Source organism: Rhodococcus parequi, from assembly GCF_046042785.1.
Taxonomy (GTDB): Bacteria; Actinomycetota; Actinomycetes; order Mycobacteriales; family Mycobacteriaceae; genus Prescottella; species Prescottella parequi.
Genome location: NZ_JBDLNV010000005.1, coordinates 122,028 through 133,936 on the forward strand (window position 1 = coordinate 122,028; position 11,909 = coordinate 133,936).

Annotated in this window: 11 protein-coding genes; 10 read left to right on the forward strand and 1 reads right to left on the reverse strand. The window is 68.9% G+C overall.

Translation table 11 applies throughout. The features are described from left to right. Positions 1-17: 17 nt before the first annotated feature. Together ABEU20_RS15200 and ABEU20_RS15205 are read left to right on the forward strand one after the other, a co-directional pair. Positions 18-1,130, forward strand: coding sequence for an NDMA-dependent alcohol dehydrogenase (locus ABEU20_RS15200; protein WP_420165237.1), 1,113 nt, complete (start codon positions 18-20; stop codon positions 1,128-1,130). Between the two features lie 119 nt (positions 1,131-1,249). Continuing rightward, on the forward strand, positions 1,250-1,513 hold the full coding sequence (locus ABEU20_RS15205; protein WP_420165238.1) for a GlsB/YeaQ/YmgE family stress response membrane protein: 264 nt from the start codon (positions 1,250-1,252) through the stop codon (positions 1,511-1,513). A gap of 4 nt (positions 1,514-1,517) precedes the next feature. Here the strand turns inward: ABEU20_RS15205 and ABEU20_RS15210 are convergent, their stop codons facing one another. Continuing rightward, positions 1,518-2,147 (reverse strand): SACE_7040 family transcriptional regulator, encoded by a 630-nt coding sequence (locus tag ABEU20_RS15210; RefSeq protein ID WP_420165239.1) that lies wholly within the window; start codon positions 2,145-2,147, stop codon positions 1,518-1,520. Positions 2,148-2,264: 117 nt separating this feature from the next. Here ABEU20_RS15210 and ABEU20_RS15215 point away from each other — a divergent pair, with 117 nt between their 5' ends. The 8 genes from ABEU20_RS15215 to ABEU20_RS15250 all read left to right on the forward strand — a co-directional run bounded on the left by ABEU20_RS15215 (position 2,265) and on the right by ABEU20_RS15250 (position 11,731). After that, on the forward strand, positions 2,265-3,824 hold the full coding sequence (locus ABEU20_RS15215; protein ID WP_420165240.1) for a carboxyl transferase domain-containing protein: 1,560 nt from the start codon (positions 2,265-2,267) through the stop codon (positions 3,822-3,824). 7 nt (positions 3,825-3,831) lie between these two features. Then, complete coding sequence (locus ABEU20_RS15220) at positions 3,832-5,856, forward strand: acetyl-CoA carboxylase biotin carboxylase subunit (protein ID WP_420165241.1); 2,025 nt, start codon at positions 3,832-3,834, stop codon at positions 5,854-5,856. Beyond that, positions 5,853-7,016: an acyl-CoA dehydrogenase family protein gene (locus ABEU20_RS15225; RefSeq protein ID WP_420165242.1), complete on the forward strand. Its 1,164-nt coding sequence runs from the start codon at positions 5,853-5,855 to the stop codon at positions 7,014-7,016. The genes ABEU20_RS15220 and ABEU20_RS15225 overlap by 4 nt, the downstream gene beginning before the upstream one ends. Positions 7,017-7,019: 3 nt before the next feature. Further along, positions 7,020-7,493: a MaoC family dehydratase gene (locus ABEU20_RS15230; RefSeq protein ID WP_420165243.1), complete on the forward strand. Its 474-nt coding sequence runs from the start codon at positions 7,020-7,022 to the stop codon at positions 7,491-7,493. Further along, positions 7,490-8,344, forward strand: a complete 855-nt coding sequence (locus tag ABEU20_RS15235; RefSeq protein WP_420165244.1) for an HpcH/HpaI aldolase/citrate lyase family protein — start codon at positions 7,490-7,492, stop codon at positions 8,342-8,344. Before ABEU20_RS15230 ends, ABEU20_RS15235 begins: the two co-directional genes overlap by 4 nt. A gap of 4 nt (positions 8,345-8,348) precedes the next feature. Next, on the forward strand, positions 8,349-10,310 hold the full coding sequence (locus tag ABEU20_RS15240) for an acetoacetate--CoA ligase (RefSeq protein ID WP_420165245.1): 1,962 nt from the start codon (positions 8,349-8,351) through the stop codon (positions 10,308-10,310). Between the two features lie 172 nt (positions 10,311-10,482). Beyond that, entirely contained in the window at positions 10,483-11,238 is a 756-nt protein-coding gene (locus tag ABEU20_RS15245; RefSeq protein WP_420165246.1) for a FadR/GntR family transcriptional regulator, read from the forward strand. 76 nt (positions 11,239-11,314) lie between these two features. Then, positions 11,315-11,731: a PPOX class F420-dependent oxidoreductase gene (locus ABEU20_RS15250; RefSeq protein WP_420165558.1), complete on the forward strand. Its 417-nt coding sequence runs from the start codon at positions 11,315-11,317 to the stop codon at positions 11,729-11,731. The last annotated feature ends 178 nt before the right edge of the window (positions 11,732-11,909 follow it).

Consider the following 11,909-nt stretch of genomic DNA (forward strand, 5'->3'; position numbering starts at 1 on the left):
ACTTCGAAGGAGAACCCATGAAGACCAAGGCCGCCGTGCTGCTCGAGGCCGGGAAGCCGTTCGAGATCATGGAACTGGACCTGGACGGGCCCGGTCCCGGTGAGGTCCTGATCAAGTACACCGCTGCGGGACTGTGCCATTCGGACCTGCATCTCACCGACGGCGACCTGCCGCCGCGCTATCCCATCGTCGGCGGGCACGAGGGCTCGGGGATCATCGAGGAGGTCGGTCCCGGCGTCACCAAGGTCAAGCCGGGCGATCACGTCGTGTGCAGCTTCATCCCCAACTGCGGGACGTGCCGCTACTGCGCCACCGGGCGGCAGAACCTGTGCGACATGGGCGCCACGATCCTCGAAGGCTCGATGCCCGACGGCACGTTCCGATTCCGCGCCGACGGCAAGGAGTTCGGCGCGATGTGCATGCTCGGCACGTTCTCCGAGCGGGCGACGATCTCCCAGCACTCGGTGGTCAAGGTCGACGAATGGCTGCCACTGGAGACGGCCGTTCTCGTCGGGTGTGGTGTCCCCTCCGGGTGGGGGACCGCGGTCTACGCGGGCGGCGTCCGCGCCGGTGACATCGTCGTCATCTACGGCATCGGCGGTCTCGGGATCAACGCCGTGCAGGGTGCGGTGCAGGCCGGCGCACGGTACGTGGTGGTCGTCGACCCGCTCGCGTTCAAGCGTGAGACCGCACTGAAGTTCGGGGCCACGCACGCCTTCGCGACAGCGGAGGAAGCGGCGGTGAAGGTGAACGAACTCAGCTGGGGACAGGGCGCCGACCAGGCTCTGATCCTGGTGGGCACCGTGGACGAGGAGGTGGTGGCAGCCGCGACCGCCGTGATCGGCAAGGGCGGCACCGTCGTCATCACCGGCCTGGCCGATCCGACGAAGCTGACCGTGCACGTCTCGGGCGCCGATCTGACGCTCAACGAGAAGACCATCAAGGGGACGCTGTTCGGCTCGGCCAACCCGCAGTACGACATCGTCCGCCTGCTGCGCATGTACGACCAGGGTGAGTTGAAGCTCGACGAACTGGTCACGACCCGGTACTCGCTCGAGGACGTCAATCAGGGTTACGAGGACCTGCGCAACGGCAAGAACATTCGCGGAGTCGTCATCCACGAGCCGTAACGGACTCGCTCGCACAACGATCTCGTTGATCTTCCGCCCTGGCTCGTCGGAGAACGTACCGTCGAGCCAGGGTGGGAGCGTGTTCCGCGCATGCCGGGGGCGGACGGAAGGAGCCCGTCATGGGCGAGATCATCGGCACGATCATCTTCGGCGCGGTCATCGGCGTCATCGCCAGGCTGGTCGTTCCGGGCAAGCAGGCGATGGGCTGGATCATCACCATCGTGATCGGCATCGTCGGTGCACTGATCGGTTACTGGATCTGGGGACTGATCAGCGACAAGGGAGACACACCCGGCATCGACTGGTGGCGTTGGATCATCAGTATCGCGGTCGCTGCGGTCCTCACGCTCGCGTACACGTCGATCACGGCCAAACGGTCCTGAGGGCTCACCCGGACCGGGTTGCGAGCGCGGTCAGGGCCATCCGGCGCAGCACGCGCCGTGTCGTGTTCCCGTTCGTCGCATCGACGGACGGGGACACCGCGCTGTACGGGGTCGAGTTGATCAGGCCGAACGTCGCGTGCGCGGCGATGCGCGCATGCGTGCTGTCGAGACCCGGATCGATCCTCCGCAGCACACCCACCCAGATCTCCACGTAGCGACGCTGCGTCTGGCGCACCCGGTGGCGGGCGTCGTCGGGCAGCGAGTGCAGATCGCGGTCCTGCACCCGGATGAGGTCGGGCTCGCCCAGCGCGAAGTCGAGGTGGAAGTCCACCAGTTCCTCGAGTGCCCGGCGCGGGTCCGGTACGCGCTCGACGACGTCCGTTCCGCCCGCGAGCAGTCGCTCGCTGATATCGGTGAGCAACTCGACGAGCAGTGCGTCCTTGTTGGGGAAGTGCCGGTACACCGCGGGGCCGCTGATGCCCACCGCGGACCCGAGGTCCTCGAGCCGGACCCCGGGGAAGCCGCGTTCGGCGATCAGCCGCGCTGCGGCGCGGAGGAGTTCTCGGCGCCGGTCGGCCTTGGCCCGGCTGCGCCGGCCGGGGGCCGCCGCCACTTCACCTTCGACGTCGGTCATCGGTCACATTTTCCCGTTCGTGTGATCTGGACAACTCAGTTAATCACGGATAACCTAATTTCAGTTAGTCGGGATTAACCGAGTCTCATCGTATCCATCAACTGCGAGGACGGTGACGTGACAACCGCTCGAACCGCTTCAACCACCTCCCATCGGGAGCAGCACCTGGCCCTCGTGGCCGAGTTGCGCGACAAGCTGGCCGCGGCAGCGCTCGGCGGCAGCGCGAAGTCCCGTGAGCGCCACGTCGCTCGCGGCAAGCTCCTGCCCCGCGACCGCGTCGACGCCCTGCTCGACCCGGGCAGCCCGTTCCTGGAGTTGGCTCCGCTCGCCGCGAACGGCATGTACGACGACGAGTGCCCCGGCGCCGGCGTCATCGGCGGCGTCGGCCGGGTCTCCGGACGCGAGTGTGTGATCGTCGCGAACGACGCCACCGTCAAGGGCGGCACCTATTACCCGATGACGGTCAAGAAGCACCTGCGGGCGCAGGAGATCGCGCTGCAGAACAACCTGCCGTGCCTCTACCTCGTCGACTCCGGAGGCGCGTTCCTGCCGATGCAGGACGAGGTGTTCCCCGACCGCGAACACTTCGGGCGCATCTTCTACAACCAGGCGACCATGAGCGCCAAGGGAATTCCACAGATCGCTGCGGTCCTCGGCTCGTGTACAGCCGGCGGCGCGTACGTCCCGGCGATGAGTGACGAGGCCGTGATCGTCCGCAACCAGGGCACCATCTTCCTCGGCGGCCCGCCGCTCGTGAAGGCGGCGACCGGTGAGGTCGTCACGGCCGAGGAGCTGGGCGGCGGCGACCTGCATTCGAAGGTCTCGGGCGTCACCGACCACCTCGCCGAGGATGATCGCGATGCGCTGCGCATCGTCCGGAACATCGTCGCGACGTTCGGCCCGCGTGCACCGCGACCGTGGGACGTGGCCGAGACGGTCGCGCCCGTCGCGGACCAGGACGAGCTGTACGACGTGGTCCCGACCGACCCGCGCATCCCGTACGACGTCCGCGAAGTGATCGGCCGGATCGTGGACGGGGCCACCGGTAACGGCGCCAGCTTCCAGGAGTTCAAGGCCGAGTACGGCAAGACGCTCGTCACCGGTTTCGCCCGGATCCACGGGCACCCGGTGGGCATCGTCGCCAACAACGGCGTGCTGTTCGCCGAGTCGGCGATGAAGGGCGCGCACTTCATCGAACTGTGCGACAAGCGCAGCATCCCGCTGCTGTTCCTGCAGAACATCACGGGCTTCATGGTCGGCCGCGAGTACGAGGCCGGTGGCATCGCCAAGCACGGCGCCAAGATGGTCACGGCGGTGGCATGCGCCCGGGTGCCGAAGCTCACCGTCGTGATCGGCGGCTCGTACGGCGCGGGCAACTACTCGATGTGCGGGCGGGCGTACTCGCCGCGCTTCCTGTGGATGTGGCCCAACGCCCGAATCTCGGTGATGGGCGGCGAGCAGGCCGCGTCCGTTCTCGGCGCCGTCGGCTCCGGCAAGGACCCCGACGCCATTCGGTCGCAGTACGAGGCGCAGGGCAATCCGTACTACTCGACGGCCCGGCTGTGGGACGACGGCGTGATCGATCCCGTCGATACCAGAACCGTTGTCGGACTGGCGCTGTCGGCGTGTGCGAACGCGCCGCTCGAGCCGGTCTCCTACGGCGTCTTCCGGATGTGAGGGACACATGACTGCACAGTTCCAGACGATCCTGGTGGCCAACCGCGGCGAGATCGCGGTACGGGTCATCCGCACCCTCCGTGAAATGGGTATCCGGTCGGTCGCCGTCTACAGCGAGGCCGACGCCGGTGCGCGGCACGTCCGTGAGGCCGACACCGCCGTGCTGATCGGGCCGGCGGCGGCCCGCGAGAGCTATCTCGACATCGACAAGGTGCTCGACGCGGCCAAGCGCACCGGCGCGCAGGCCATCCACCCCGGATACGGGTTCCTTTCCGAGAACACAGCGTTCGCCGCCGCGTGCGCGGCCGCCGGGATCGCCTTCCTCGGCCCGTCGGCGCGGGCCATCGAGGTGATGGGCGACAAGATCACCGCCAAGAACGCGGTGGCCGCGTTCGACGTCCCGGTGGTGCCGGGTATCGCGAGGCCGGGACTGTCCGACGCAGACCTGATCACCGCGGCCGAGGACATCGGCTATCCGGTGCTGGTCAAGCCGTCCGCGGGCGGCGGCGGCAAGGGCATGCGACTGGTCGAGGAGCCGGGGGATCTGCCCGGCGCGCTGGTGAGCGCGCGGCGGGAGGCGGCGTCGGCCTTCGGCGACGACACCCTGTTCCTCGAGCGGTTCGTGCTGCGGCCCCGGCACATCGAGGTCCAGGTCCTCGCCGACGAACACGGCAACGTCGTGCATCTCGGTGAGCGCGAGTGCAGTCTGCAGCGTCGGCACCAGAAGGTGATCGAGGAGGCCCCGTCGCCGCTGCTCGACGCGCAGACCCGCGCCCGGATCGGCGCCGCGGCATGCGACACGGCCCGCAGCGTCGACTACACCGGAGCGGGCACCGTCGAGTTCATCGTGTCCGCCGACCGGCCCGACGAGTTCTTCTTCATGGAGATGAACACCCGCCTGCAGGTGGAACACCCGGTCACCGAGATGGTGACGGGCCTGGACCTGGTCGAGTGGCAGGTGCGCATCGCCGCCGGCGAGCCCCTCGGCTTCGTGCAGGACGACGTGACGCTCACCGGTCACGCGATCGAGGCGCGCGTGTACGCGGAGGATCCGGTCCGCGGCTTCCTGCCCACCGGCGGCACGGTCCTCGGTCTCGCGGAGGCGGCCGGTGCCGGCGTGCGTGTCGACTCGGGACTGCAGGACGGGACCGTCGTCGGCAGCGACTACGACCCGATGCTCGCCAAGGTGATCGCGCACGGTGACGACCGGGCCGAGGCGCTGCGACGGCTCGACCGGGCGCTCGCGGACACCGCGGTCCTCGGCGTGGTCACCAACATCGCCTTCGCGAGATTCCTGCTCGCCGACGAGGACGTGCGCGCCGGACGGCTCGACACCGGTCTGCTGGACCGCCGGGTCGCCGACTTCCACGCCCCGCCGGTCGACGACGATGTCCTCGTCGCCGCGGCCGCGTACCACTGGCTCGGCCTCTGGCCCCGTGACACCTCGGATCCGTGGGACGCTCCGAGCGGTTGGCGCGTCGGTGGGACGCATCCGATCTCGCTGCGCCTGCGCGCCGGTGACCGCACCGAGCACGTGCTCGTCACCGGCACTCCCGAGGACGGCTCTGCGCACATCGAGGGCGGCGAGAACCACACGCTCACAGCGCGACTCGACGACGGCGTCCTGACCGTCGTGCTCGACGGTCGCCGCGACACCTACCGTGTCGGGGAAGCCGACGGCACCCTGTGGCTGGCCGGCGCGACCGGTACGTGGACGGTCTCGCAACTGCGCGAGGCCAGTGTCCGCGGCGGCGACGCCCACGCCGGCGACGCCGAGCTGACCAGTCCGATGCCCGGCACGGTCATCGCGGTGGCCGCGGCGTCCGGCGAGACCGTCGACGCCGGGACCGCCGTCGTGGTCGTCGAGGCCATGAAGATGGAGCACACCCTGTCCGCGCCCATCGGCGGCGTCGTCGAGGTCCTCGTCGGGGTCGGCGACCAGGTCAGGGTCGATCAACTACTCGCGCGGGTCAGTCCCGCCACCGAATCCGAGCTGTCTCCCGAACTCGCACCGAAGGATGTCGCGTCATGACCGAGTACCTGTCCACCGGATCGCTGCCCGACGAGTACCAGCAGCTCGCGAAGACCGTCCGGGACTTCGCGCAGAACGTGGTCGCGCCGGTGTCCGCGGAACACGATGCGAACCACACCTTCCCGTACGCCGTGGTCGACGGCATGGCCGACATGGGCCTGTTCGGTCTGCCGTTCCCCGAGGAGTACGGCGGCATGGGCGGCGACTACTTCGCGCTGTGCCTCGCGCTCGAGGAACTCGGCAAGGTCGACCAGTCCGTCGCAATCACTCTCGAGGCCGGCGTCTCCCTCGGCGCGATGCCGGTCTACCGCTTCGGCAACGAGGAGCAGAAGGCGGAGTGGCTGCCGCAACTCACGAGCGGAAAGGCGTTGGCCGCGTTCGGTCTCACCGAACCCGGCGCCGGCAGTGATGCCGGCGGCACCCGCACCAAGGCCGAGCTCGCCGGCGGCGAATGGACGATCAACGGCAACAAGCAGTTCATCACCAACTCCGGCACCGACATCACCAAGCTCGTCACGGTGACCGCGGTGACGGGCGTGAAGGACAACGGGCGGAAGGAGATTTCGACGATCCTCGTGCCGACCTCCACGCCCGGTTTCACCGCCGAACCGGCGTACGACAAGGTCGGCTGGAACGCCTCCGACACCCATCCGCTGACGTTCCAGGACGTGCGGGTGCCCGAGGCGAATCTGCTCGGTGAGCGCGGCCGCGGCTACGCGAACTTCCTGCGCATCCTCGACGAGGGCCGCATCGCGATCGCGGCCCTGTCGGTCGGTGCCGCGCAGGGTTGCGTCGACGAGTCGGTGCGCTACGCGAAGGAGCGCGAGGCGTTCGGTCGCCCGATCGGTGCGAACCAGGCCATCGAGTTCAAGATCGCGCGCATGGAGGTGCGGGCCCACGTGGCCCGGACCGCGTATTACGACGCCGCCGCACTCATGCTGTCCGGCAAGCCGTTCAAGAAGCAGGCGTCGATCGCGAAGCTGATCGCGAGCGAGGCCGCGATGGACAATGCGCGCGATGCCACCCAGATCTTCGGTGGATACGGTTTCATGAACGAGTACCCGGTGGCCCGGCACTACCGCGACAGCAAGATCCTCGAGATCGGGGAGGGCACCACCGAGGTCCAGTTGATGCTCATCGCGCGGGAACTGGGGGTCTGACGAGTGACGGCACGCAAGATCGTCCAGCGTGGGCTGTGGTTCGAGGAGTACGAGACCGGGGTCGTCTACGCGCACCGGCCGGGGCGCACCATCACCGAGGCCGACAACGTCCTGTTCACGACGCTCACGATGAACACGCAGGCGCTGCACCTCGATGCCGCGTTCGCCGCCGAGACGCAGTTCGGTGAGCGACTGGTCAATTCGATGTTCACGCTGTCGACGCTGGTCGGTCTGTCGGTGGCGCAACTGACCCAGGGAACCATCGTCGCGAACCTCGGTTTCTCGGAGATCGCGTTCCCCAAGCCGCTGTTCCACGGCGACACGCTGTACGCGGAGACCGTCGTGACCGACCTGCGCGAGTCCCGCAGCAGGCCGGGGGAGGGCATCGTGACGTTCGAGCACACCGGTCGCAACCAGCACGGCGACGTCGTCGCGACGGCGGTCCGCAAGACCCTCGTCCGCAAGAGGCCCGCATGAGCGAACCCACCGCCGAGAGACTCTGGACGGGAACGCTTCCCGGCCCGGCCTGGTTGTTCTGCCCCGCCGACCGTCCGGAGCGGTTCGCCAAGGCGGCGGCCACCGCGGACGTCGTCATCCTCGACCTCGAGGACGGGGTCGCGCCCGCCGACAAGGAGGCCGCACGTCGCGCACTGGTCGACGTCCCGCTCGACCCGGACCGTACGGTCGTGCGGGTCAACGCACACGGCACCGACGATCACGCGCTCGACTGCGCCGCACTGGACCGAACGCCGTACACCGCCGTGATGCTGCCCAAGTGCGAATCCGTGGAACAGGTCCTCGATCTCGCACCGCTGTCGGTGATCGCGCTCGTCGAGTCGCCGCTCGGGGCGCTCGCGATCGAGCAGGCGGTGCAGGCCGAGAACGCCGTCGGCGTGATGTGGGGCGCCGAGGATCTCGTCGCTGCCCTCGGCGGCGCGTCGAGCCGGAAGCCGGACGGCGCCTACCGGGACGTCGCCCGGCACGTCCGGTCGACCGCATTGCTGGCAGCGAAGGCCCACGGCAGGTTCGCCCTCGACTCGGTGTACCTCGACATCCCGGACCGCGAGGGGCTCGGCGCCGAGTGCGAGGACGCCGTCGCGGTCGGATTCGATGCGAAGGTGGCGATCCACCCGAGTCAGATCGACGTCATCCGCACCGCCTACGCGCCCACCGCGGAGCAATTGGGTTGGGCGGAGCGGATTCTCGGGGCAGCCTCGCGCGAGCGCGGGGTGTTCGCGTTCGAGGGCCGGATGGTGGACGCGCCGGTGCTGCGGCACGCGGAAGAGATCGTGCGACGCTCCGGTGTCGCGCAGGGAAGGGAGACGTGAGCGCGTGACGAGTGAAGGAACCACCGGTACCCGGCCGCAGTGGGTGCCGACCGACGGGGACGTCGCCGGCGCCCGGATCACCGACTTCGCCCGGTGGGTCGAACGGCGCACCGAGCTGACGTTGCCGGACTACCGGGCCCTGTGGCAGTGGTCGGTGGACGACCTCGGTGCCTTCTGGCAGTCGGTGTGGGACTACTTCGCGGTCGAGTCGGCAGTCGATCCCGGTCCGGCCCTCGCCGTCGATACGATGCCCGGCGCCGTGTGGTTCCCGCAGGCCCGGCTCAACTACGTCGACCATGTCGTGCGGAATGCGCGCACCGACCGTCCCGCCGTCGTGTACGAGAACGAGGCCGGCGACCGCGAGACGCTGTCGTGGGCCGAGCTCACCCGGCAGACCGGCGCGCTCGCCGCGACCCTGCGTTCGCTCGGCGTCGGGCCGGGCGACCGGGTCGTCGGTTACCTACCCAACGTGCCCGAGGCGATCGTCGCGTTCCTCGCGACCGTGAGCCTCGGGGCCGTGTGGTCGGCGTGCGGCCAGGACTACTCGGCCCCGGCCGCGCTCGACCGCCTGGGACAGCTGGAACCGACGGTGCTCGTCGCCGCAGACGGCTACCGCTTCGGCGGCAAGGAACACTCGCGGACCGACGAAGTCGAGCAGCTGCGGGCCGGCATGCCCACGCTCGCGGCGACCGTCGCGGTGTCGCGCCTCGGTACCGGAGCGGTGCCCGGCGCCCTCGCATGGGAGCAGGCCACCGACGGCGACGCCGTGCTCGAGCCCGTTCCGGTGCCGTTCGACCACCCCTTGTGGATCGTCTTCTCGTCGGGCACGACGGGTCTGCCGAAGGGGATCGTGCACGGCCACGGCGGCGTCCTCCTCGAGCACCTGAAGGCGATCGCGCTGCAGAGCGACATCGGACGCGACGACACCTTCTTCTGGTACACGAGTCCGAGCTGGATGATGTGGAACTTCCAGGTCGCGGGTCTGCTGGTGGGTGCCACCGTCGTCTGTTACGACGGCAGCCCCGCGTACCCGGCGCAGGGCCGATTGTGGGAGTCGACGGCCGATCTCGGGGTCACCGTGGTCGGTACCAGCCCCGGCTACGTCCTGGCCTGCCAGAAGGCCGGGATCGTCCCGGCGGCGGATCACGACCTGGGTGCGTTGCGCGCGGTCGGGATCACCGGATCCACGTTGCCGGCGTCCTCGTCGTGGTGGCTGTCCGAGAACGTGGGCGCGCACGTGCCGGTCATGTCCATCAGCGGCGGCACCGACGTCGTCTCGGCGTTCGTCGGCGGGACGCGCACCACCGCGGTGTGGCCCGGGGAGTTGTCGGTGCCGTACCTCGGGGTGGCACTCGACGCGTTCGACGAGTCCGGTCGGCCGGTCCGCGGCGACGTCGGCGAGCTCGTGATCATCCGACCACTCCCGTCGATGCCCGTGCGGTTCTGGGACGACCCGGACGGCGCCCGGTACCGCGCGAGCTACTTCGACTCGTTTCCCGGGGTCTGGCGGCACGGCGACTGGATATCCATCACCGAGCACGGTGGAGTCGTCATGCACGGGCGTTCGGACTCGACGCTCAACCGCAACGGCATCCGGATGGGCAGCGCCGACATCTACCAGGCCGTCGAACGGCTTCCGGAGATCGTCGAGGCGCTCGTCATAGGTGCCGAGCGGAGTGACGGCGGTTACTGGATGCCGCTGTTCGTGGTCCTCGCCGACGGGTGCGTACTCGACGACTCGCTGCGCGAGCGCATCCGGGCGGTGATTCGGGAGAAGGCGTCGCCGCGGCACGTGCCGGACGAGATCGTCGCAGCTCCGGGCATTCCGCACACCCGTACCGGCAAGAAGCTCGAGGTACCGATCAAACGACTGTTCCAGGGTGACGAAGCGGCCCGGGTGGTCGATCGCAGCGCGGTCGACGATGCCGACCTCCTCGACTGGTTTGCCCGATTCGGGGCTCGGTGACGGTGTGAGATTACCCATGAGTAGCATCGCTTCTGCTCGTGGTTGACCACGACGTGCCCCCGACACCGACCGATCGCGCCGTCGGGAGGGGAAGAAACAACTAAAGCCTTGTACTCTTCATCGGTACCGAGTCCGGGCGTCTGCCGGGACGGGAGCCGAGGAGATGGACAACGTGGCGGTCGGATCGAAGTCGACTGTGGTGCGGGTGCCCAAGGCGGGTGAGCTCGTCGCCGCGAACCTGCGCCGACGAATCATCACCGGCGAGCTCGGCGCGGGCGATCCGCTGCCGAACGAATCGGTGCTCATGGAGCAGTTCGGCGTCTCGCGTCCCACCCTGCGGGAGGCTTTTCGGATCCTCGAATCCGAGTCGATCATCACGGTGCTCCGCGGTGCCCGCGGCGGTGCCCGGGTCATGGCGCCGGACGCCTCCGTCGCCGCTCGGTACACCGGTCTGCTGCTGCAGTACAAGGGGACGCCGCTGGTCGACGTCTATCGCGCCCGCGCCTCGCTCGAGGTGTCCGCGGTGGGAGTCCTGGCGGGTCCGGGCCATGCCGATCAACTCGATCGCCTCGCCGCACTGATCGACGAGGGCGCCGGTCTCGTGGACGACGCGGCCGCGTTCGCGCACCACGACGTCCAGCTGCACCAGAGCCTGGTCGATCTGGCCGGGAACGAGACCCTCGCGGTGCTGGCCGGAATGCTCGTGCACATCATCGAGGCGCACAACGACCTGTTCATCGCCTCGCACGGGGACAATCAGGACAAACCGGCTGCCCGCGCGGCGCATCGCGCGTACACCAAGTTGCTTGCCCATCTGCGGAGCGGCGACGCCATTGCGGCACAGGACTTCTGGCGCAAGCACCTCGACGGGATCGAGAAGTACATGGTGGGAGACTCGGCGACCACGCTGGTCGAAGTCCTGTCCTGACGCGGACCGCACGCGAACCCGGCGCACCTGCGCCGACACGCGTACTGTTCGGTTCGTGAGCAGTCTGCGAGACAGTTTGCAGGACCCGCAGGTCCGCGAGTTCCTCACCCGGGGGACCAGGACCGGCAAGCTCGGGTACCTCTCCGGAGACGGCCGTCCGCTCGTCGCCCCGGTCTGGTTCGTCCTCGAGGGGGACGATGTGGTGTTCAACACGGGGGCGTCGACGGCCAAGGGGCGGTATCTCGCCAGGGATCCGCGCGTGACCCTGTGTGTCGACCTCGAGCAGCCACCGTATGCGTTCGTGCAGATCCAGGGCGCTGCCGTGATCTCGACGGATCCGGATGAATTGGTGCGGGTCGCGACCGAGATCGGCCGGCGGTACATGGGTGACGCGCGGGCGGAGGAGTTCGGGCGCCGCAACGGCGTGCCGGGGGAACTCGTGGTCCGCGTCCGCCCGACCAAGGTGATCGCCGCGCTCGACGTGACGGAGTGAACGTGCGATGAACTGGTCGGAAATGGGTTCTGACGGGCCGACCCTGTAGATTGATGCGGGTGTGTTCGACCCAGGTGAATCGGTGACAGACCGCCATAGGTGACCCCTCGGAAAGACCGGGGTTCGGCGAGTCTGCGCGATCACGATCCACGTGGTCGGCCGTCTCTCCCTGAACTCT